This window comes from Halococcoides cellulosivorans, from assembly GCF_003058365.1.
GTDB lineage: Archaea > Halobacteriota > Halobacteria > Halobacteriales > Haloarculaceae > Halococcoides > Halococcoides cellulosivorans.
In genome coordinates, this window is the sequence record NZ_CP028858.1 from 795,325 (window position 1) to 817,908 (window position 22,584).

Genomic DNA, 22,584 nt, shown 5'->3' on the forward strand with positions numbered 1-22,584 from the left:
TCACCCGAGTAGGGCCGGGAGGAGATCGCTGAACAGGTGCGCCGCGATCGCCAGGACGACGACGCTCGCGATCACCTGCGAGGCCGCGTGGACGGTTCGGCCCCACGCCTTGGTCATCTTGAACAGCGATCCCGCACCGCCGCCGATCAGCGCCATCGTCGAGACGATCGCGACCGCGTAGGCCAGCACCGCCCCGGCGACGAGCGTCCAGTGTTCGCCCATCGCGACCGTGACGAACGCGATCATCGACACCGGTGGTGAGAGCGTAAAGAGTGCGCCGACGGTCCCGATCTTCAGATAGCCCAGCGCACCGTGATCGTGAGTGTGATCGGTGTCGTCGGGGTGTGCATGATCGGTGGATTCGAAATGCGCACTGCCGTCGGCGTGATCGTGATCGACGGACCGATCGGACAGCCAGCGAGACACCCGGCCCGGAAGGTGGACGTGCGTGTGAGCGTGGCGCTCGCCGTCGTGGTCGTGATCGTGTCGGTGGACGAGCGTGCGCGCGCCACTCGCGCCGAGATACAGGCCGAGCGCGGTGAGGACGACGCCGACGAACACCAGGCCCACCTGTTCGTACACCGCCGGGAACTCCGTGGTCCCCAGAACGGCGGTGGCGACGGCGATCCAGACGACCACCAGGACGACGTGGCCCGTCGCGAAACACCCGCCGACGAGCGCCGAGAGCTTCGGATCGCCCGCTTCGTGTGTCAATGCGGTGATCCCCGCGACGTGGTCGGGTTCGATGGCGTGGGTCACGCCCAGCGTCGCGGCGGCCGCGAGCAACCCCACTTCGAGGTGGCCCGCCCACAGTCCGGCCACGACCACGATCGCGGCTACTGCCACCCCTGCGATCCCGATCACCGACGGCGTCGGAACGCGACTACCTCCCGTGGTCGATCCGTCTGTCATCGACCGATCTGTCCGCCGGAGCGGGGGTAATACTTTCGATACTGCTCGTAATATCGGGGCTGGACTTTTGATCGGCCGTCCTGTAGCGGACGTATGGACGCCGATCCGGTCGAACTCGGGGTCGACCTCCTCGCGAACTCCGAGGACGACCGGCTCTCGCTGTCGGCGGCGGTCGACCGACTGGAGGCGATCACGTCCGACCCCGCGATCACGCGCGAGATTCTGGATACCGCGGCGATGCGTGGGGTCATCGACCGGGAGGATGCTATCATTCACGTCACGTCGGGGTCGTTCGTTCGTCTTCAGCGCCAGGTCGTCCGACGCGACGGCGAGTATTCGTGTCGGCGCTGTGGCGCGGGCCTCTCGACGGGCCACTTCGTCGAGTTGGAATCGGGCGATCTGGGCCCGTTCGGGCCGGATTGCGTGCGGAAGATCCTGGGTCGAGACTGAGTGGGGGCCCGCTCAAACCCGGGCGCTCCAGTCGGATTTCGAGACCGATCCCCCGATCGTTTCCGCTCTAATCGGCCCGACGTGGTGGAGTGTCGCGGACGCGCTCACACTTTCACTCCGGTCCCATCTCGTTTAACATCCGGGCCGCCCTGCGCACTGTCGTTCACGAGGACCATCGAATCCGTCTCGAACCACCAGCGGTATAACCCGCTGTGTCCACCCCCACGACACCCACTTCGCAGCATGATGATCCACCCCAGAATTCACCATTCGGTCCGTTCCGACCGCAACGCTTTCGAATCGACGACTGACGCTCTCGCCGGGAGGACCGACGCGTGAGCGAACAGTCCCACTCCGCGGCGGAGGTCACCCTGCCGATCAAACGCACCGAGGGTGACACGCTCGCAGAGCGTTTGACCGACAACGCCTACCACAACATCCTCCCCGCACGGTATCTCCGCAAGGACGCCGAGGGCGACCTCGTCGAACAGCAAGAGGACCTCTTCGACCGCGTCGCGAAAAACATCGCCCTCGCGGAGGCCGTCTTCGAGGCCGAGAAACGCGACGAGACCGTCACCGTCACGCCCGACCAGATCAAGCCCGACCACCCCCGTCGGGACGAACTCGCCGCCGAGGTCTTCGGCGCGGGCGTCGGCGTCGAGGACGACGCCGAGACCGCCCTCTCGGTGTACAACGTCAACAAGTTCGCCTACGAGACGATCGTCCCCGAACTCCCCACCGAGATCCGCGAGCACGTCGAATCGATCGCCGAGGAGTTCCAGGAGTTGATGGAACACCTCTCCTTCATGCCGAACAGTCCGACCCTCATGAACGCCGGCGACGAACTCCAGCAGCTCTCGGCGTGTTTCGTGGACTCTCCCGACGACGACATGGAGGACATCCACGAAACTGTCAAAGAAGCGGCAGAAATTTTCCAGAGCGGGGGCGGAATGGGGTATGCATTCTGGCAATTGCGCCCGTACGGCGACTCTGTCGGCAGTACGGGTGGCGTCGCGTCCGGTCCGATCACGTTCATGCGGACGTTCGACCAGGCCTGTGAGACGATCGCTCAGGGCGGGGCCCGACGCGGGGCCCAGATGGGCGTCATGCGCGTCTCACACCCGGACGTCATCCAGTTCATTCACGCGAAGAACAAAGACGTCTCGCTGGCGCACACCCTGCGCCTGAACGACCCCGACGACTTCACGCACACCTCCTTCGCGGACGCACTCGACGAGGCCCGCGAACTCATCGACGAGGACGGCAAGGTGCCCAAACACCTGCGCAACGCCGTCGAGGGCCACCTCTCGAATTTCAACATCTCCGTCGGGATCACCGACGACTTCATGGAGGCCGTCAAAAACGACGCAGAGTTCACCTTCACCAACCCGCGCACGGGCGAGCCCCACGTCGCGACTGCAGAGACTGCCGAACTCTACGAGATGTTCGGACTCGGCGAGTACGTCGAGACCGGCGAGGTGCTCTCTGTCCCGGCGGTCGAGCTGTGGGAGGACATCGTCGAGGGCGCTCACGAGAACGGCGAACCCGGCGTGATCTACCTCGAACGCGTCAACGAGGAGCATTCGTTCGACGTCGAGGAATATTCCGACCACAGAATCCTTGCAACAAACCCCTGCGGCGAGCAGCCGCTCGAAGAGTACGAGGCCTGCAATCTGGGCCACATCAACCTCTCGACGGTCGCCGCCCAAGACGCCCCGGACTGGCGGGTCTGGTCCGAGCGTCACGCCGACGAGTACGCCGACCGCGAGGCCGCGATCGAGGCGTATCTCGACGAGGCGCTGGACACCGCAGAACTCGATCGGCGCATCGAGATGGGGACGCGCTTCCTCGAAAACGTCGTCACCATGTCGGATTTCCCGGTCGACGAGATCGACGAGACGGTCCGCGCGATGCGGAAGATCGGGCTGGGAATCATGGGCCTCGCCCAGTTATACATCCAGCTGGGCGTCGAGTACGGTAGCGAGGAGGCCGACGAGATCGCCCGCCAGGTGATGACGACGATCAATCACGGCTCGAAGTGGGCCTCCCACGAACTTGCCGAGGAGCGCGGCTCCTTTGCCGACTGGGACGAGTCGAAATACGCCGATCCGACGGCGTACGCCGACTGGTTCGAACACTACGTGGGCGAAGACGCCGCTGAGTGGGCCGACGGCTTCGAGATTCGCAATCACAACACGACGACCATCGCGCCGACCGGGACGACGAGCATGGTCGGCAACACCACCGGTGGGTGTGAGCCCGTCTACAACGTTGCGTACTACAAGAACGTCTCCGACGACGTCCAGGGCGACGAGATGCTCGTCGAGTTCGACGACTACTTCCTGCGTGTCCTGGAGGCCAACGACGTCGACGTCGAGGCGGTCAAAGCGGAAGCCCAGGAACAGATGGCCGCAAACGAATTCGACGGCGTCACCGGCCTGACGACCGTGCCCGACGCCATCGGAGAACTGTTCGTCACGACGGGCGACCTCTCCCCGCGTCAGCACGCTTCGATCCAGTGTGCGCTCCAGGACGGCGTGGACAGCGCCATCTCGAAGACGGTGAACGCGCCGAACGACTCGACCATCGACGACGCCCGGTCGGTCTTCGAGTGGGTGTACGACCACGGCGGGAAAGGCGTCACCTACTACCGTGACGGGACGCGCTCGAAGCAGGTGCTGACGACGCGCGCCCAGAACGCCGAGTTCGCGGATATGGACCCCGAGGAGATCGTCACCCAGATCGAGGACATCTTCGGGGGCCTCGCTGAGTTCCTCGACGACGAGGCGGTCCGGGAGGCAATCGAGGCCGACGTGGAGGACATGCTCGGCGCGGACGGTCAGTACGCCACGAAACGGCCCCGGCCGGACGTGCTCCACGGCGTGACCCAGCGCGTCGACACGGGATACGGCAAGCTGTACGTCAACATCAACGAGGACGATCAGGGCCGGCCGTTCGAGTTGTTCGCGAACATCGGCAACTCGGGCGGGTTCACCGCGTCGTTCACCGAGTCGCTCGCAAAGACCGTCTCGACGGCGCTCCGCAGTGGCGTCGACCCCCACGAGATCGCTGACGAACTCCAGGGGATTCGCTCACCCAAGGTCGCCTGGGACAAAGGCGAGCAGATCCAGTCGATTCCCGACGCGATTGGGACGGCGATGCAGCGGTATCTCGACGACGACATCGAACGCGCGTATCCTCAGCAACGCACGCTCGAAGAGACGGCCGACGACGAGGAGGACGCGACTCAGACGACCGCGGAGGCCGACCAGCAGGCGATCATCGACAACGGCGAGAGCCCCGAGTGTCCCGACTGTGGGTCGATGTCGCTGTACTACTCCGAGGGCTGCAAGACCTGCGAGTCGTGTGGCTGGTCGGAGTGCTGAAGCGCTGATTTAGCGGCCCGAGAGGTCTTCTCGAACCCATCCGAACGACCCGGAGTTCGGCAGTCCGGGGTTCTCGCGGGGCTGGACGGTGCCGTCCGCGGTGACCATCCGAACTTCGACGACGTGCTCGTCGGACGGTGGCTCGTAGGTGTACGCCCACTGCCGCCAGGCGTCGTGTGGCGCGCCGGACTGCGGGCCGATGACGTCTTCTGGCAGGTCGAGTGACTCGGATAGCTCCGCTTCGGCCCACGTGTCGCCACCGTCGATCGACACGTCGACGCGGCTCACGCCGCGTGTGCCGGCGTACGCGTGACCGCCCAGCAGTCGCGTCCCGTCGGCCCGGTCGCGCGTCGTGTGGAGTTTCGCGACGGGGTGGACCGGGCCGGTGCCGTTCCAGCCCCGCTGTTCCCAGTAGCCAGCGCTCGCGGTGTCGAGAAACTCTATTTCGGTGATCCACTTGGTGTTCACCTCGCCCCAGCGGTCGGGAACGAGTGCTCTGAGTGGCGCGCCGTGGCCGCGTGGCAGGGCGTTGCCGTTCATGCCGTAGGCGAGCAGACTCTCTTCGAGTGCCGGCAGGGGAAACTGCACGAAATAATCGTCGGCGCCGTGGAGCATGACACAGTCACAGTCACTACTGATTTCGACCTGGTCGAGGAGTTCCGTGACCGGAACGCCCGTCCAGAGGGCGTTGTCGTGTTTCTCGCCGTTGAGCGGGTCGCTCACGCAGCGGAGTGTGACGAAGCGGTTCTCGGCGGGCATCTCGAGGATGTCCTGGAAGTCGACCTCGACGGGGTCGTCGACTTCGCCGGTCAGCGACAGCGACCACGCCTCACGATCGACGTCCGGGTCGACAGCGCCGATCGACACCTGGTAGAAGTCCTCACTGACGAGCGGATCGAGCCCCTCATACGCGAGTTCGCGGTCCTCGGCGGCCGCAAGCGACGCCTGGATGGCGTCGTGGTCGACGTTCGATCCGGGGACCAGATCGGGACTCCCGTCGCCCGTCGATCGCGTCTGTCCGACGAGGTAGCCAGTCAGACCGACGCCACCGCCCGCGACGGCGGCGAGCACCGTTCGACGGCTGTCCGAGACCTCCTCGTCCGTCGGCCACCCCCAGCGGATCGTGAGGCCCACCGCGACGACGAGTGCTGCAGGGAGTGCCGCGGCCACCGCGATCAGCGGCGCACCGGTCACGCCCGTCGCGAGCAGCCAGGTCCCGACGCCCGTCACGCCGACGGCGAGGGCGTCTCGCACGGACGGCTCGTCGGGGATCGCCAGACGGACGAGCACCGACAGGACTGCGATCGTGAGTGCCGTCGCCATCAGAAAGTTGATCTCCTGGCCGAGGCTGCCGAACGTCTCGATCGCGAAGCCGACGATCTGACCGGGCATCGCCCCAGAGATCGCCCGCTCGACCGGGGCGACCAGAAAGGCGGGCTGGCGGCCCACCGCGGCGTACGACCCCGCGACGGCGGCGATGGCGGCGATCACCGCCGTCCCATCGCGTGCGCCCGGGCTGAGATTCGGTGGCATACCTCACTCATGGGACTCGACTCGAATAACCGTTGTTCGAACTCCGTTCAACATTCGTCCCGACTGGCCGCGACCCCAACGGTCAGGCCTGTGGCGGTCGACGCACAGCCATGACCGCCGGACCGCGGTGTCCAGCCTGTGATCGCCGGCTGATCGGCCGGCACTGCAAGTACGTCTGTCCGACACACGGTGTGATCTACGACTGCAGCGATCCGTTTCGCTGATCAGTTCGCGAGCGCGAGCACGTCGTCGAAGAAATCGAGCGAGTCGTTCGGGCCGGGGTGGGCCTCGGGGTGATACTGCCGAGTCAGAATCTCCAACTCGTCGTTTTCGAGGCCCTCGGGCGTGTCGTCGTTGACGTTGACCTGCGTGACGTTCAGCTTCGGACCAGGTTCGTCGACCGTATAGCCGTGGTTCTGGGTGGTCATAACGACGCGGTTCGAGCGGAGGTCACGCACGGGCTGGTTGACGCCACGGTGGCCGAACTCCATTTTCGCGGTCGCACCACCGAGCGCCTCGGCGACGACCTGCTGGCCGAGACAGATGCCCGCGAGCGGGAGGTCGCCGACGTAGGTGTCGACCAACTCGGCGGCCGCCTCGTAGGTCGCGGGGTCGCCCGGCCCGTTCGAGACGAACAGGACGTCGGGGTCGAGTGCGTCGATGTCGTCCTGGGTGGCATCGTAGGGCAGGACGTGCACGACGGCGTCCCGCTCGACCAGTGAGTCGACGATCGATCCTTTCGCGCCGCAGTCGAGCAGCGCAATGCGCGGCCCGTCGCCCGACTCGTTGTGAACGGTTGCCTCCTCGACGGAGACCTGCGCGCCGATGTCGGTGTGATCGGACATGTGCTTGCAGGCCGCGAGTTCGTCGAGGGCGGCCCCGCGCGAGGCGTCCGGCCCGGCGGAGATGCCACACTTCATCGCGCCCTCGTCGCGGATCTCGGTGACGACGTCGCGGGTGTCGAGGTGATCGACGGCGGGGACGCCCTCCGATTCCAGCCAGTCGGCGACGTCGTCGGTGAACTCGCGGGCGAGCGCTGCCCGCGGGTGGACGCGATCGGACTCGAAGCGCTCCTCCCGAACGCCGTAGTTCCCGATCAGCGGGTACGAGAAGGTGAGGATCTGCTCCTCGTAGGAGGGATCCGTCAGGCTCTCCTCGTAGCCGGTGTATGCGGTCGTAAAGACCAGTTCGCCACGGGCACGTCCAGGTGCACGCGAGCGGGCTTCGATCACGCGATCCCCTTCGATCGCTACGTACGCGGTCGTCATTGCGAGACGCGTATGCCAGAGCGCCGGATAAGCGTTGCTTTCGAAGTAGCGTTTCGAATTTCGAAATCCTGAAGTACGATCTCGGGAAACTTCGACCCTCGATGGACGAGGTCGACCGCGAGATCATATCGATCCTTCGCGAGGACGCCCGGACGCCGTACACCGAGATCGGCGAGCGCGTCGGCATCTCCGAGGGGACCGTCCGCAACCGCGTCGATCGACTGCTCGAGGACGGCGTGATCGAACGGTTCACCGTCGCGACGCGGACGGGCAACGTCAAGGCGATGATCGAACTCGTCGTCGGCATCGACGTCGATACCGACGCCTGCTGTGATCGCCTGGCCGACTGGGGGGAAGTCGATACCGTCTGGCAGGTCTCCGGGGAGTCCGACATCGTCCTCGTGGTGGACTGTCTGGACACCGACGGCGTGAACGATCTGATCACGCGAGCGCGTGAGCTGGAGGCCGTCCAGTCGACGAAGACGCGATTGATCCTCGAAGAGCGGATCGGGTAGCGCCCCGAGTGTAATCGCTCACACCAGACGGGACACGACTGCGACGAGGACGAATGCCACCAGGACGCTCGACAGCGTTCCCACGAGGAAGTACTCGGCGAACGCTCGCTGCTTCAACTCTTCGAACCGGGCGACCGACTTCGCTGCGACGACGAGCGCGACCGCTTGCCACAGTCCGGCCAGACCGAGTGTGAGCACGATCCATCGCTCCAACGTTCCGATGAGTGACCCGACCTCCAGATCGTTTCCCTCGGACTCGGGCCCGTCGTCCGGGAGGATGCCGTCGACGATCGTTTTCCCGCCCTCGTGGGCGAAGACGAATGCGGACAGATACACTGCGCCGGTCGTGACCGTGGGCCAGGGAACGCTCGTCGCGCCGAGGGCAGCGACCACGGGAGCGTTCGCCCACGCCGCGGCGTCGATCAGCGCCCATCCCGCGACGAGAACGAGGAGGTGCGCGCCCTGGTCTCCGAGGAACAGACGGAGCGACGACCCCGTACGCTTTCGGATTCGACCCGACACGGCGTCGATGACGAGATGAGAGCCGACGACGAGGACGAGGAGCGCGACCGCCTGTCGATTCAAGAGTGGGCCGATCGCGACGACGTGGGTCACGGCGACGATTCCGACGTGTGTGAAAAGTGGTCCGAGTCCGAAGTCTCGATCCGCGAGGTCGTCCGTCTGGAAGACGAACTCACCGAGCATGTGGCCCACGAGGAGCAATCCCAGGGCCGTTCCCGCTGGACCGAGGCCGATCAACCACTCGCTCATGGCGTCTCACCGTCGGAACTGCATCGGAGGACCGTCCCCAGCGATCGCTCCACGGCCCGCACCTCCTGGACGTGCCCGGCGTCGATCGACTCGCTGACGGTGGATTTCGCGACGTCGTAGCGATCGGCGACCGCCGTCTGTGTGTCCTCCTCACTCAGTGCTCTCGCGAACTGGGCCTGTCGATCGGTCCAGTCTTCACGGACGCACTGGACCAGGTCGACCATCGTATTCACGTGGTCGTCCACAGCGGGTGACCACCCGGCCACGCGGATCCACGCCCCCTCCTTTTGTGCCGCTTTGATCGCATCGCGGGCCCGGTGGAAGCACGGGCCGTCCATCCCGATCGTCTGGTCGGGATTGATCGCCGTGTCCAGCGTGCCGGTGCCGATGCCGAATCGAAGTCCGACCGGGTGGAACCGATCACTCGCCGCGACCGCCGCGTCGATGGCATCGGTGACGTCGGTGAGGAGGACCTGGAACTCGTCGCCGGTCGTCACGGTGAACTGGGACGCGATCGAATCGCTCGAAACCCGATCGCTGAGCGACGCGACGACCTGCTCGAACTCCTCTTGAACACCACTGCGGTCGTCTAACTCTCGGGACCCACGGATGTCCCCGATCAATGCCACGAACTGCCTGTCGTCGGTGTCTTCACTCATTTGTTCGCCCTATTGGCCGAATTCGAATTCAGTTCGGCGTTATGGCCTAACCCACTTGGCTGTTGTGTCTGCACTCGGAGTTCGGTCGTACTGGCGAACAGCGCATGGGTTCGGTTTGAGAGGCGAATAGGGGTCAGCGTTCTCGAACAGTTCGGCCGGTCTATCGTTCGAATCTGCCGGGCAGCATTGAGATACGGTCTGCATACGGCGAGCGCGAGGCGGCTCTTCCGCCTCGATATCGCGGCGCGTAGCGCCGCGCAAGCGAGCCGTTTCACCGGGCGCGAGCGGTCGCGAGGCTCGAACGGAGTGAGAGCCTCGGAAACGCGAACGGCGATAGCGCGGAACGAAGTTCCGCGGACCATTCGAGCGGGCGCGGCCCGCTCGAATAAGCCGTGAGCACAGCGAGCGCTCGGGTCTTTTTGGTCGAGATTTGTCAAGTCGAGCGGGACCGAAGGTCCCGCTGACCGTGCGAACGGCGGCTTCGCCGCCGTGAGCAGAGAGTGGTCGCCGCAGGCGACCCGACGTGGTTCGAAAGAGCGCTCCGCGCTCTTTCGTCATCACGAGAGAGCTTCGCTCTCTCGAACGACAGAAAAAAGGTCGTGTATTAGTCCCGGGCGGATTCGAACCGCGGTCACTTCACTCGCTTCGCTCGTTTCGTTCCCTGGTTCAGAATCCGCCCGGGCTCAATTCTCGCTCTCTCGGCTCGCGGTTTCACCGCTCGCCGTCGGTCGCTCGAATTAGTCCCGGGCGGATTCGAACCGCCGTCAGTGGCTCCAAAGGCCACTATGATTGGCCACTACACCACGGGACTCCATTCGACCGTTCGTCCCCCCGGGCTTTTATCCGTTCGGATCGTGCGATCGCCCCACACCACCCGACCCACCGGTCGAAACCGTTAGGCCCGTGCTGGCCGACCCGCCGGCATGGCCCACGAACTCGGCACCAGCGACTGGGGCGACTGGCTGCTCGATCGCATCAGATCGGCCGATCCCGTCGGCGTCGCGGTCTGGTATCTCGGCTGTAACGGCCTCGTCCTGAAAGCCAGTGACGGCACGACCGTCTTCGTCGACCCGTACTGCGGGTTGGGCGATCCGCCACGCACCGTCCGGATGCTCCCCGTCCCGTTCGACCCCGACGCGGTGAGGAGTGCCGACGCCGTCCTCTCGACCCACGAACACTCGGATCACGTCCACGGCCCGACCGTCGGGCCGATCCTCGCGAATACGGCAGCACACTTGTACGGCCCACCGGCGGCGACCGCACGCACGCGTGAGGAATCGTGGGGCGAGACCTACGGCCTCGCGAACGCCCGCTCGACCGTCGAGGCTGGCGACACCATCTCGGTCGGATCGCTGACGATCAACGTCGAAGAGTCACACGATCCCGACGCCGAGACGCCCGTGGCGTACGTGATCGAACACGACGCAGGGACGATCGTCCACCCCGGCGACGGCCGCCCCTCCGAGGCGTTCGACGCGATCGGAGACCAGTACGACCCCGATCTGGGCGTCGTCGCCGTCGGGTCGAGTGGCATGCTCGACAAACCCGACGGACCCGAGTACACCCGGTGGTACAACGATCCCAACGAGTGTGCCGAGGCGGCCAACCGACTCGGACTCGACTGTCTCGTGCCGACGCATTTCGACGTCTGGCGGGGGCTGACGACCGATCCGACTGTCCTCCACGACCACGTCCGGTCGTTCGACGCACCCGAGCGCGTTTCGATCCTGGAGATCGGTGACCGAATCGACCTCCCCAATTCGTAGGTAACTTTAATACCAGTCCCGGGCCGAATGTATATCATGAGTGATTCCGAGTCGTACGATCCCGTGACCGTCTCCTCGGACGGCGTGACGGTCGCCAAGCGATTCGAGGCCGACGAGTTCCCCGTTCCCGCGATCGCGTTCCGGATCGAATCGCACCGCTCCGAACCCGTGACGCTGGAACTCGTCGACACGGTCCCAGAAGAGGTCGCCGTCGAGGACCTGGGCTTCCATCCGGAATACGGCAGCGAACACTGGACGATCGACAACGACGAGATTACCTTCGAGCGAGAGATCGACGCCAACGACGACTACACGACGGTCTACGGCATTCGAGCGACCGGGACCGACAACGTCGAGCAGTTCCTGACCGAACCGACCATTCGGTCGATCGACCCGCCTCTGGAGGACGACCCCGACGACATCGTCGACTCCGGAACGGGGACCGACGTGGTCAAGGAGGTCATCTCGGGCGACAGCGACGTGGTCCCGGGCCTGGACGATGACGACGACGAGATCGAGACGCTGGATCTGGCCGATCCCCAGGGTGAAGACGCCGAATCCGACACCGACGACGCTGAGGCCGAGACGGAGACGACGACCGAGTCGGCCGATACCACGTCCGCGGAGACCTCGTCGGAGGAGACGGCGTCCGAAGAGGAGACCATTCAGTCGGTGGCGGCCGCGCTGGCCGCCGAACTCGAGCGTGGTGCGGTCGCGGACCCAGTCAAAGAGACGCTCGCTCGCGAACTCGGTGGGTCGTCCGCCTCGCCGGGCGAGGGGAGTACCGACGCCCGGATCAAACACCTGCAAAGCGAGGTGAGCGACCTGCAGGCCTACACCGACGCGCTCGAAGAGTTCCTCGACGATAACGGCAAGGGTGACGAACTCATCGAAGAGATGCGCGAAGAGGTCGATTCGTTCAGCGCCGACCTCGACGACCTTCGGGCCGGACAGGACGAGTACGAGAGCCAGATCGACGATCTGGAGAGCACGATCGATCAGATCCAGTCGACGAGCGATCGGCTCGAATCCGACATGACCGAGATTCGCGACCGGGTCGACGACGCTCACGACGAGATCCAGACGCTTCACGAGGAGATCGAAGACATGGACGGCGTCGACGACCGCGTCGAGGAGATCGAGTCCCGGATCGACGACGAGGTCGCCGCGCTCGAATCCGATCTCGACGACATCCAGGAGTGGCGCGAGCAGTTGACGTCCGTGATGGGTGCCGGCGAATAGCGTCGTGTGGGGCGACCGGCGGACTTTTTTGCTCGACGGTCGGGGAGTGGGTATGGTGACACTCGGTCCGCGTGAACGCGAGCGACTGGTGGCGCTCGGCTGGGGGACCCTCGCCGTCGTCGTCGCGACGATTCTCGTCGGCGTCGTCTTCGCCTGGAGTCAGTTCCTCGGTCTCGTGACAGACCTCGGGACTGCACCGCTCGCGCTCCCCAGCGTCGTGCAGTTCACGCTGCTCATCGTCGTCGCGGAACTGCTGGGATACGGGGTCGCGTCCCTCCTGATCGTCGTGGTGAGTCGACGGCTCGATCGCCCGCTCGTACGGGTTCGCGTGCCGACGCTGTTCGATCTCGCGCTCGTCGCGGGCGGGTCGGTCCTGTCGATCGCAATACTGTATACGTTCTCCTTTCTGATGCTCTGGCTGGGCATCGACGCCTCCAGTCACCAGATCGCAGAGATGGGCCAACGCTCGCCCTATATCTTTCTCGTCGGTGCCGTCCTCTCGATTCCGGTGATCGGACTGGCCGAAGAGCTGTTCTTCCGGGGGGTCGTCCAGGATCTGCTCGGGGAAGCGACGCCGACGTCGGTCGCGGTCGTCGTCGCGTCGGTGCTTTTCGCCGTACCGCATCTGTTCTCGTATCTGCCCCAGGGCGGCGCGCTCACCGTCGCGGACTACCAGGCGGCGGCCGTGAGTCTCGTCATGCTGTTCGTGATCGGCCTCGTCCTGGGGGCGATCTACGAGATCAGCGACAACGTCGTCGTTCCGACGGTGGTCCACGGCGTCTTCAACGGCTATCAGTTTCTGCTCGTCTTCGTCGTCACGATCGCGGGGCTCGATCAGTTGGCGCTGCTGTAGTCCCGGAGAGCGTAAGGTGGATAACCCGCGGTGGCCAACCCGCGACTATGTCTTCACCACACGTGCTCTTGTTGGGGCCGCCAGGGGCCGGCAAAGGCACTCAGGCGCGACGCATCGCAGACCGATTCGACGTCGAACACGTCACGACCGGTGACGCGCTCCGGTCGAGCAAGGAGATGAACATCTCGCATCTCGACTGCGAGTACGACACGCCCGGCGAGTACATGGACCAGGGCGATCTCGTCCCCGACGCCGTCGTCGACGAGATCGTCGAGCAGGCGCTTGCCAGCGCCGACGGGTTCGTCCTCGACGGCTACCCGCGCAACGACGATCAGGCCGAGGCACTCGAATCGATGACCGATCTCGACGCGATTCTCGCGCTCGACGTGCCCCGGGACGTGCTCGTCGAACGGCTCACCGGCCGGCGGGTCTGTGAGGACTGTGGGACGAACTTCCACGTCGATTTCGACCCGCCCGACGCGGAGGGCGTCTGTGACGAGTGTGGCGGTGCGGTCGTCCAGCGCGAGGACGATCAGCCCGACTCGGTCCGGAACCGCCTCGACGTGTTCGCGGAGACGACGGCCCCGGTGATCGACCGGTATCGCGATCGCGAGGCGTTCGTCGATATCGACGGTGACCGCACGCCCGACGCGGTCTGGGCGGACATCGAGTCGACGATCTCCGAGGCGATCGGGGCCGTCGAGGGACAGCGTTGAGCGACCGATGAGCGACACCTCGGGGCCGATGGGAGCGACGACGCGGACCGTCGAGCGTCTGGCATCGGAGAGTTCGGACCTCGAAGCGGCCATCGAGACGGTGCTCGACGTGGCCGACGACAAGGGCGTCGTGACGTGGGGGGACGTGAGCGACGACATCTCCTCGGGGACGTGGGGTCGACTGATCGAAGAGGGTGTGCTCGTGGACGCGGACGGATCGGGCTTCGTCATCGGGGATCCCGACGGCGTTCGAGAGGCGCTCGACGACGCCGACGAACCCGACGACGACGAGGAGGAGAGTTCCTGGACGGTCTACGACAAGGCCGCGCTGGTCGCGATCGTCCCGCTCTTTATCGGTTACTCCTGGGAGCCCATGCGGAACGCCGTCGGCACCGTCATGGACGTGCCCTTCGGGTTCATGGCCGCCAACATGCCGTTCTATCTCGTCATCATGGTGATGGCGACGCTCACGGGTCTGTATTCCGCTCTCCTCCAGGACAACCTCGCCGGCGACGCCGACATGAGCGAGCAGCAAGAAAAGATGAAAGAGCTCAAAGAGCGCCGCAAGCGCGCCAAAGAACGCGGTGACGACGAGGCGCTCAAGGAGATCCAACAGGAGCAGATGGAGGCGATGGATCTCTCCGCGATGAAATCCCAGATGCGCCCGATGCCGTGGATCATGGTGTTGACGATCCCCGTGTTCCTCTGGCTGTACTATCAGGTCGGGAAGATGGGCACTCCCGACGGGCCCGTCGCGGTCTTTCCGATCGTCGGTGAGGTGGCGAGCTGGGAGGCCAGTATCGTCGGCCCGATCCTGGTCTGGTTCTTCTGGTATTTCCTCTGCTCGATGAGCTTCGGGCAGATCCTCCGGAAGGCCCTCAACGTTCAGACCGGGGCCTGACCCCCACCGATCGTCACCGCGCAGTCGTCGGCGCGCACAACGCAATCCCTTTTGTGGTGGATCGACCAGACCGAATATGTTGATCACCGTCTCTGGGCTCGCCGGCAGCGGCAAGAGCACGCTCGCCGGGGCGCTGGCCGACGCGCTCGATTGCGATCACGTCAGCGGGGGCGATCTCTTTCGCGAGGTGGCCGCCGAGCGCGATCTCACGCCGCTCGAACTGAACAAGCGCGCCGAAGCCGACGATTCGATCGATCTCGAACTGGATCGACGTCTCCGCGCGACCGCTCGCGACCGCGATCACGCCGTCGTCGAGTCCCGCCTCGCGGGCTGGATGGCCGCCGACCACGCCGATCTGAAGATCTGGCTGCAGGCCTCCGAGTCCGTCCGCGTCGACCGTATCGCCGAGCGCGAGGACAAGTCTGTCGCGACCGCTCGCGAGGAGACGCGCGCCCGGACCGAGAGTGAGGCCCAGCGGTATGCCGATCTTTACGACATCGACATTCAGGACCTCTCGATCTACGATCTGACGATCAACACCGCCCGGTGGGGCCCCGCGGCGACGACCGATCTCGCTGTCGCCGCCGTCGAGGCCTACGACGCCGACGCCGACGAGGGTCGCACGCCGATCGAGGACGTCACGATCGCGACGCGACTCGACGCATAGATGCTCCGAGCCCCGCCCGCCGAGCGCGCGCCACGCGATCGCCTGCAGTTCGGCGTGATCAATCTCGACAAGCCACCCGGGCCTTCCGCGCATCAGGTCGTCGCGTGGATGCGCGACTTCGCGGGTGTGGATCGCGCGGCCCACGCCGGGACGCTCGATCCGAAGGTCACGGGCTGTCTACCGATCCTGCTCGGTGACGCGGTCCGCCTCGCCCGCCTGTTCGACGACGCCGCCAAGAGCTACGTCGCAGTGTTGGAGGCACACGACCGCCTGCCCGAGGACCTCCAGAGCGCGGTCGCATCGTTCGAGGGTGAGATCTACCAGAAGCCACCGCGGAAGAGTGCCGTCAAACGCGCCATGCGCACCCGTGAGATCCACGCGATCGACGTGCTCGACCGCGAGGACCGCCGCGCACTTCTGCGGGTCGATTGTGCGAGTGGCACCTACGTCCGGAAACTGTGTCACGACCTCGGGTTGGCGCTCGGGACCGGCGCGCACATGGGCGACCTCCGGCGTGTCGCCGCCGGCGAGTTCGACGACCGCGATCTGGTGACGATGCACGATTTCGTCGACGCGCTCGCCGCGGCCGAGGACGGCGATTCCGACCCGCTCGATCGGATCGTCGCGCCGGCGGAGGTCCTGCTCGACGATCTCCCGACGGTGACGATCGCCCCGAGTGCGGCCCGCGAGGTCGCCGAGGGCGCGCCGGTGTACGCCCCGGGCGTGATCGACGCCGAGTCCGCCGGCGACGCGTTGGTCGTCTGTGCGACCCCCGCGGGCACGGCGGTCGCGCTCGGACGGCTCGTGGGTGATCCCGACGCTGACTCGGGGGTCGTCGTGGAGTTGGAGCGGGTGCTCGTCTGAGGCCCGAACGGGCGTCGATCGATCACAACAGTGATCGCTTCTCCGGCAATATTTCGTCGCGATGGACGTCTCGATCAGTTCCGACGATCGGCGGCCGAGGGTGCCGACCGACCCCGATGATCGGTGGATATCGACCGGGGGTGACCGGTGATGGCCGAGATCGCGATCTGCTATGCCACCGTCGAGGGCCAGACCGAGCGCATCGCGTGCCGGATGGCCGGGCAGTTCGAGGCGCGTGGACACGAGCCAACAGTCGTGAACGTCGACCGACTGCCCGAGGGGTTCGATCCCGCTACGTTCGACGACGTGATCGTCGCTGCCTCGGTGCACTTCGGCGACCACGCCGCGGTGGCCCGGTCGTTCGTCGCCGAGCATTTGGACGCGCTGGACGCCGTCCCGTCGGTGTTCGTCTCGGTCAGTCTCGCCGCTGCGGAATCCGACGCCGAGGGACAGGCGACCGCCGAGGAGTACCGCGAGACGTTTCTCGCGGAGACTGGCTGGTCGCCCGAGTACGCAACGAGCATCGCCGGATCGTTGCGCTATCCCGAGTACGGACTGCTCAAGCGGCTGCTGATGCGATTCAAACTAGGCCGGGAGGGCAAGCCGACCGACACCAGCCGCGAGTACGAGGCGACAGACTGGACGGCCCTGAATCAGTTCACCGAATCGATCGCCGACCGTGTGGCGTGACCGAATCCGGCGCTGATCGACGGAAAGCGACAGCCTTAATCAAACGCCCGGCATCGAATGGAATGGCGGGACCGTAGGGTAGCGGTATCCTCGGCGCATGGGGTGCGTCGGACCCGTGTTCGAATCACGGCGGTCCCATACCACCTTTTTACTGCGGTGGGTTCGCAAGCGAACCCACCTTGCAAAAATCTGGACCAAAAACACCTGAGCGCTCACTTCGTTCGCGCTCAGTGAAACGGCTCGCTTGCGCGGCGCTACGCGCCGCGATATCGAGGCGGCAGAGCCGCCTCGCAGCCGCCGTATGCGGACCGCACCGTTCCGCACCGGACCGTTCCGCTGCGCGACCCAACGCCTCCGTCCGCGTCAATTGGCCGGTGGTGACTCGACCGGTTCATCCTCGCTCTCAGCGAATTCGAGATTCTCGTGCTTGTACGTGTAGACCCTGATGTCCTGGTCGTCGCAATACGAGGCCAACAGCGCCGCCGGGATGTTCTCGAGGGCCATCGGGGTATCATCGAACGAACTCGGGAACGCTACCCTGACAGCCTCGCCGTTGATCTCCTGCCCGTACAGTTCGACCTGCGTCTCGGGTGGCAACACCTCGACGACGATGGCTTCCGAGGCATCCGAGTCGCCTGCCTTCTGGACTCTGTCGCCCGGTTCGAACGGATTCGAGGGCTTCTGGTTGAGAAACGCGGTGTTCGGTCCGAGGTCGTTCAAATCGTTCATCGGGCGCGTCGGGATGTGCCGAAGCTTGTCCGGCTCGTCCCCTGAATACTCCTCCTGGGTCTCGACTTTCGAGACCAGCGTTCGGACGAACTCCCACCCGATCAGGATGAGACTGTCCTCCTTGTCGCGATGCCACGCCATCACGATGATGTCGTCGTCGGTGTCGCCCTCGACGAGCGTCTGGGGCCGAAACGCCGACACGTCTCGGGAAGTTTTCACGTCGATGTCGTACCCGAACACGCGGAAGTCGTGGCTCGTGTAGTTTTCCTCGTTGCACCGTCGAATGGCGTCCTCGTTCGCCCACTCCCACATCTCCGTCGGTAGATACTCCCGACAGAACTGCTCGAAGGCGAGTTCGCCGAGGTTCCCGACGCGCTTGACCCTTTTATCACTCTCGTGTTGTTTGGCCTGGTAGTCCGCTCGCGTGCGATCGATTTCGTCGGGAGAGAATTCGTACACGTCTCGTGCGATACACCAATATGATATGAAACTACCTGATCGAACCGAATTTGTATTCGCGACTGGTGGGCTCTCAGAACTATGCATCTCATCCTGCTTGATATAGTGAATTGGGCGGGATTGCTCCCGATATGCAGTGCAGTCGTTGACCGTGGATCGCAGCTGATCACACCTTTCAATGACAGAAGACTATTCCCTCTCCAACACCTTTAATTCTGTATGAACTGGGCCGCCTCCACTGAAGCCCGCTCGTTGCGGGTGAACGGTCGAGAGCGTGGACTGCGGTCCGTCTCGTCTCGGCGACGCCCTTTGCCTACTTCCCACCTGGCGGGGCCACTGCTCGTCGCCTCGACCCACGGCCGGTGGCCAGGCCAGAGGGCCCGAAATGACCAATAGCGGGGACCCGCCCCAGGAAACCGACTCGGACGCCGTTCCATACACCGACGTCGAGTCCGCCGCCGAGGCCCACGCCGAACTGGACCGGGACCCCCGAACGGCGACCGCACCGACGGACTCGCCCGACGCGGATCGCGTCCAGGAAGACGTCCTCGATGCGGTTCACGCACACTTCGAGCCACGGGCGGACTTCGAGGACGCTATCGGCCCGCCCGACCCGTCGTTCGTCGACGCGGAGTGGTTCGATTTCGGCTATCTCGACGGACTCGAAGAGGTCGAACGCACCTGGGTCAACGAACCGTACGCCTACGTGACGGTCCTGTTCGACGAATCGACCAACACGAATCGGTATCACGTCGTCGAACCGACCTTAGACGAGTTCGAGGAGTTCGTTCGCGAGGACCTCGTCCGCGCACTGCGGACCGAGTTGATGTACACCGAGATCGACGGCGATCTGGACCGGGAGACCGTCTTCGATGCGGAAGCCAAGCGGATCATGCACGAGCAGGCCGAAACGGTCTCGAACGGCTCCCTCCGGAAGATCCTCTACTATCTCCACCGCGATTTCGTGGGCTCTGGGAAGATCGACCCGATCATGCGCGACCGCGACGTCGAAGACATCTCCTGTGACGGGGCGGATCGACCGGTGTTCGTCTACCACAACGGGTTCCGCGACCTCGAAACGAACCTCTCGTTCGGGGATCAGCGACTCAACGCGTACGTCATGCGACTCGCCCAGCGTGCGGGCAAACAGCTCTCGGTGGCGGACCCGCTGGTCGATGCGGCGCTCCCGGACGGGTCACGGGCCCAACTCACGCTCGGTGGCGAGGTGACGACTCACGGGTCGAACTTTACCGTCCGGAAGTTCGCGGAGGTGCCGCTCACGCCGATCGATCTGATCGAGTGGGGCACCTTCTCGCTCGAACAGATGGCGTTTCTCTGGCTCGCCGTCGAGAATCACGCTTCGCTGTTCTTCGCGGGCGGGACGGGGTCGGGGAAGACCACGAGTCTGAACGCCATCTCGCTGTTCGTCCCGCCCGAGAGCAAGGTCGTCACTATCGAGGACACCCCCGAGATTACCCTACCGCACGAGAACGCGATCCAGAGTGTCACGCGCGAGCCGATCACCGCTGGCGGGAGTGGCGCGATCGGCATGTACGAGTTGCTCCAGACTGCGCTCCGGCAGCGCCCGGAGTACCTCGTCGTCGGTGAGATCCGCACCGAGAGTCAGGTCGCACACACCTTTTTCCAGGCGATCGCGACGGGCCACACCGCCTTCACGACCTTCCACGCCGACTCGATCCGGGGACTGTTGAGTCGCCTCCAGAACGAACCGCTCGATGTCCCCAAGCAGATGATCGGGAACCTCGATCTGATCTCGCTGCAAAAACAGGTCCAGATCGACGGCAAGCGCGTCCGCCGGACCAGCCGTCTCGTCGAGGTCGTCTCCGAGGACGTGAGTGCCCGCGACGTGTTCCGGCGTGACGCCGCCACCGATACGATCGAGCAGGTCAACGAGTCGGCCCTGCTCGCGAACATGGCCGACGAACTGGGCTGGCCGGAGGGCCGTATCGAGCGGGAACTGCAGCGTCGCGAGGAAGTCCTCGAATATCTGCTCGACGATGGTGTGACCGACTACGACGCCGTCGCACGGACGATCCAGGGGTTCATTCGCGACCCCAGACACGTCCTCGAACGGGTTCGAGCGGGGAGTTTCGACCCCGACGACCTGCCCGAGGAGGCCGAGTGACGTGCGCGAACACGAGGGGTCCGAGGAGACGGACTCCGAGTCTGGGATGGTGCCCGAAGCGGCGATCAGCCAGCCTTGGAGTGATGAGCGCGACGCCACCGCGACGGACGCCAGCGAGATCCGGGCGGCGTACGGCATCGTCCGCGCGCACTTCAAGACCAACCCGGATCGATATCGACTCCACCAGCGCCTCCTCAAGCAGGCCCGGTACACGGAGACCTACGACGTCTATCACGCACGGTCGATCAGACTCGCCGGTCTCGGGGCGGGTCTCGGCGCAGTCGTCGTCGGGGCCGTCGTCGCGGTACTCGTGGTGACGGGCCTGTTTCGGGGACTGCTCGAACCGGTGTTCGCACTCACCCAGCCGACGTTGGCCCTCTTTGCAGCCTCGCCGCCGTTCGTCACGGCGGTCGTCCTGTCGCTATTCGTCGGCGCGTCGGTTGGCCTGGCGGTCGTCGTCGCTCGGGCGATCCGCCCGAAACAACGACTCGAACGACGACGGCGGAACATCGATCACAATCTCCCCTACGCCATCATGTTCATGTACGCGCTGTCGCGCGGCGGGATGAACGTCGTCGAGGTGTCGCGACGCCTCGCGGACGCCGAGGACATGTACGGCGAGGTCGCCAACGAGTTCGAGGCGATCGCCCGCGAGATCGACCTGTTCGGGAACGGCCCGCTCCAGGCGCTCGAAAACGTCCAGGCGATCACGCCCAGCGAGAACCTGCGACGGTTTCTCGACGACCTTCACGGCGTGCTGGAATCCGGTGGGGACCTCGACGACTTCCTCGAACGCGAGGCCGAGCGCCACACCGAGACTGCTCAGGCCGAACAGGCGGCGTTTCTCGACACGCTCGGGACGATGAGCGAACTGTTCGTCGTCGCCTTTGTCGCGGCTCCACTGCTTCTCATCGTCGTCTTGATGGTCGTGAGCTTTCTCGGGGCCGATACCCTCGCGATCATCGGCGTGCTCATCTACGTCGCCTTCCCGCTCGGGATGGCTGGATTCTTGCTCGTCGTCGATCGCCAGTCACACGGTGACAGCGTCGTCACACCTCTCCGCGAGACGTGGGCACCGCCTGCGCCGAGCGATCGCGTCGCAGACGACGATCGATTCGAGACGTACGACCAGCAACCGTTCTGGAGTGGACTCCGGGCGTTCGTCACCAGTCAGGTCGCGTCGATGCACCGTCGACCGCTCCGCACGCTCTGGCTGACGGTGCCCGTGGCCCTCGCGATGGGCACACTCGCGGTCGTATTCGGGCCCGCGATGCCGAGCCTCGATGCGTTCGTCGACACGCCAGTCGCGACGACGACGGGCCTCGTCGTCGTGCCAGTGGTGGTGGCGCTGGTGCCGCTGACAGTCCTGCACGAACGGAATCGACGGCGGTCGAAGCGCGTCGCCCAGCGACTGCCGGACGCGCTCGACGTGCTCGCGAACGCCAACGAGATGGGGATCGGCCTGGTCGATGGCTGTGGGCTGGTCGCCCAGTGGGGCGAGGGCCGCCTCGCGACGGAGTTCCAGCGCGTGCGCAACGACCTCGCGTGGAACCACGACATCGAGCGCGCACTGCTCGCGCTCGCGAATCGGATGGCGGTGCCCCAACTCACCCGGACGATGACGCTGATCGCCATCGGGAGTCGCTCCAGTGGTGACCTCTACAACCTGCTGGAGATCGCCGCGACCGACACCCGGTCCCGGGCGGACCTCGACCGCGAGCGCCGCCGGCAGGTCTCGGCGTACGTCGTCATCGTCGTGATCGGCTTTCTCGTCTACCTCGTCGTCATCCTGATGGTGAGCGTGAGCTATCTCGAACCGATCGGCGAACTCACCGCGGGCGTCGCCGGTGGGCCCGACGCCCCCGAGATGTTCTCGGGCGTCGGGGCTGCCCCGGTCGGGACCTACCGAATGTTGTTTTATCACTCGGCGCTCATCCAGGGCTTCGGCAGCGGCCTGATCGCGGGCAAACTCGCCAACGACGACGTCGTGAGTGGCCTGCCGTACGCGCTCGGACTGGTTGGCCTGACGGTCCTCGCCTTCGTGGTGGTGATCTGAG

General features: G+C 65.2%; 19 protein-coding genes, 2 tRNA genes and 1 pseudogene. 15 read left to right on the top strand and 7 right to left on the bottom strand.

All coding sequences use genetic code 11. From position 1 onward, the window contains the following. On the bottom strand, nt 1-912 hold the full coding sequence (locus HARCEL1_RS03825) for a hypothetical protein (protein WP_108381271.1): 912 nt from the start codon (nt 910-912) through the stop codon (nt 1-3). Nucleotides 913-1,005: 93 nt separating this feature from the next. On the opposite strand from HARCEL1_RS03825, the gene HARCEL1_RS03830 reads away from it, so the two are divergent. Next, nucleotides 1,006-1,362, top strand: a complete 357-nt coding sequence (locus HARCEL1_RS03830) for a DUF5830 family protein (RefSeq protein ID WP_108381272.1) — start codon at nt 1,006-1,008, stop codon at nt 1,360-1,362. A 335-nt stretch (nt 1,363-1,697) separates the two neighbouring features. Continuing rightward, a complete protein-coding gene (locus tag HARCEL1_RS03835; protein WP_108381273.1) occupies nt 1,698-4,748 on the top strand; it encodes an adenosylcobalamin-dependent ribonucleoside-diphosphate reductase in 3,051 nt (1,016 codons plus the stop codon). A 9-nt stretch (nt 4,749-4,757) separates the two neighbouring features. Here HARCEL1_RS03835 and HARCEL1_RS03840 read toward each other — a convergent pair whose 3' ends face one another. Further along, complete coding sequence (locus HARCEL1_RS03840; RefSeq protein ID WP_108381274.1) at nt 4,758-6,281, bottom strand: molybdopterin-dependent oxidoreductase; 1,524 nt, start codon at nt 6,279-6,281, stop codon at nt 4,758-4,760. A gap of 110 nt (nt 6,282-6,391) precedes the next feature. Between HARCEL1_RS03840 and HARCEL1_RS13890 the strand changes: the two genes are divergently transcribed. Then, complete coding sequence (locus tag HARCEL1_RS13890; RefSeq protein ID WP_325047900.1) at nt 6,392-6,505, top strand: HVO_2523 family zinc finger protein; 114 nt, start codon at nt 6,392-6,394, stop codon at nt 6,503-6,505. On the opposite strand, the gene carA is transcribed toward HARCEL1_RS13890, so the two are convergent. After that, entirely contained in the window at nt 6,506-7,549 is a 1,044-nt protein-coding gene (gene carA, locus HARCEL1_RS03845; RefSeq protein WP_108381275.1) for a glutamine-hydrolyzing carbamoyl-phosphate synthase small subunit, read from the bottom strand. Between the two features lie 101 nt (nt 7,550-7,650). Between carA and HARCEL1_RS03850 the strand changes: the two genes are divergently transcribed. Further along, nucleotides 7,651-8,064, top strand: coding sequence for an Lrp/AsnC family transcriptional regulator (locus tag HARCEL1_RS03850; RefSeq protein WP_108381276.1), 414 nt, complete (start codon nt 7,651-7,653; stop codon nt 8,062-8,064). Nucleotides 8,065-8,082: 18 nt separating this feature from the next. Here HARCEL1_RS03850 and HARCEL1_RS03855 read toward each other — a convergent pair whose 3' ends face one another. The 3 genes from HARCEL1_RS03855 to HARCEL1_RS03865 all read right to left on the bottom strand — a co-directional run bounded on the left by HARCEL1_RS03855 (nt 8,083) and on the right by HARCEL1_RS03865 (nt 10,305). Further along, nucleotides 8,083-8,835 (bottom strand): DUF3307 domain-containing protein, encoded by a 753-nt coding sequence (locus tag HARCEL1_RS03855; protein WP_108381277.1) that lies wholly within the window; start codon nt 8,833-8,835, stop codon nt 8,083-8,085. Next, entirely contained in the window at nt 8,832-9,494 is a 663-nt protein-coding gene (locus HARCEL1_RS03860; RefSeq protein WP_108381278.1) for a SatD family protein, read from the bottom strand. Before HARCEL1_RS03860 ends, HARCEL1_RS03855 begins: the two co-directional genes overlap by 4 nt. 738 nt (nt 9,495-10,232) lie before the next feature. Further along, nucleotides 10,233-10,305, bottom strand: a tRNA-Gln gene (locus HARCEL1_RS03865). 112 nt (nt 10,306-10,417) lie between these two features. On the opposite strand from HARCEL1_RS03865, the gene HARCEL1_RS03870 reads away from it, so the two are divergent. The 9 genes from HARCEL1_RS03870 (at nt 10,418) to HARCEL1_RS03910 (ending at nt 17,331) form a co-directional block, all read left to right on the top strand. Next, complete coding sequence (locus HARCEL1_RS03870; RefSeq protein WP_108381279.1) at nt 10,418-11,260, top strand: MBL fold metallo-hydrolase; 843 nt, start codon at nt 10,418-10,420, stop codon at nt 11,258-11,260. A gap of 36 nt (nt 11,261-11,296) precedes the next feature. After that, nucleotides 11,297-12,502 (top strand): coiled-coil domain-containing protein, encoded by a 1,206-nt coding sequence (locus HARCEL1_RS03875; RefSeq protein WP_108384067.1) that lies wholly within the window; start codon nt 11,297-11,299, stop codon nt 12,500-12,502. A 52-nt stretch (nt 12,503-12,554) separates the two neighbouring features. After that, nucleotides 12,555-13,355, top strand: coding sequence for a CPBP family intramembrane glutamic endopeptidase (locus tag HARCEL1_RS03880; protein WP_108381280.1), 801 nt, complete (start codon nt 12,555-12,557; stop codon nt 13,353-13,355). Between the two features lie 47 nt (nt 13,356-13,402). After that, nucleotides 13,403-14,071 (top strand): adenylate kinase, encoded by a 669-nt coding sequence (locus HARCEL1_RS03885; RefSeq protein WP_108381281.1) that lies wholly within the window; start codon nt 13,403-13,405, stop codon nt 14,069-14,071. Nucleotides 14,072-14,099: 28 nt separating this feature from the next. Beyond that, nucleotides 14,100-14,972 carry a DUF106 domain-containing protein gene (locus tag HARCEL1_RS03890; protein ID WP_108384068.1) on the top strand — a complete coding sequence of 291 codons (873 nt, stop codon included), beginning with the start codon at nt 14,100-14,102 and terminating at the stop codon, nt 14,970-14,972. A gap of 76 nt (nt 14,973-15,048) precedes the next feature. After that, complete coding sequence (gene cmk, locus HARCEL1_RS03895) at nt 15,049-15,639, top strand: (d)CMP kinase (RefSeq protein ID WP_108381282.1); 591 nt, start codon at nt 15,049-15,051, stop codon at nt 15,637-15,639. Beyond that, nucleotides 15,640-16,503 (top strand): RNA-guided pseudouridylation complex pseudouridine synthase subunit Cbf5, encoded by an 864-nt coding sequence (locus HARCEL1_RS03900; RefSeq protein ID WP_108381283.1) that lies wholly within the window; start codon nt 15,640-15,642, stop codon nt 16,501-16,503. A 150-nt stretch (nt 16,504-16,653) separates the two neighbouring features. Continuing rightward, a complete protein-coding gene (locus tag HARCEL1_RS03905) occupies nt 16,654-17,193 on the top strand; it encodes a flavodoxin domain-containing protein (protein WP_108381284.1) in 540 nt (179 codons plus the stop codon). A gap of 67 nt (nt 17,194-17,260) precedes the next feature. Next, nucleotides 17,261-17,331, top strand: a tRNA-Pro gene (locus HARCEL1_RS03910). A gap of 249 nt (nt 17,332-17,580) precedes the next feature. Here HARCEL1_RS03910 and HARCEL1_RS03915 read toward each other — a convergent pair. Continuing rightward, nucleotides 17,581-18,381: pseudogene (locus HARCEL1_RS03915) on the bottom strand (hypothetical protein); the annotation flags it as partial. A gap of 385 nt (nt 18,382-18,766) precedes the next feature. Between HARCEL1_RS03915 and HARCEL1_RS03920 the strand changes: the two are divergent. Together HARCEL1_RS03920 and HARCEL1_RS03925 are read left to right on the top strand one after the other, a co-directional pair. Beyond that, nucleotides 18,767-20,527, top strand: a complete 1,761-nt coding sequence (locus HARCEL1_RS03920) for a type II/IV secretion system ATPase subunit (RefSeq protein ID WP_108381286.1) — start codon at nt 18,767-18,769, stop codon at nt 20,525-20,527. A 1-nt stretch (nt 20,528) separates the two neighbouring features. Next, nucleotides 20,529-22,583, top strand: a complete 2,055-nt coding sequence (locus tag HARCEL1_RS03925; protein WP_108381287.1) for a type II secretion system F family protein — start codon at nt 20,529-20,531, stop codon at nt 22,581-22,583. The last annotated feature ends 1 nt before the right edge of the window (nt 22,584 follow it).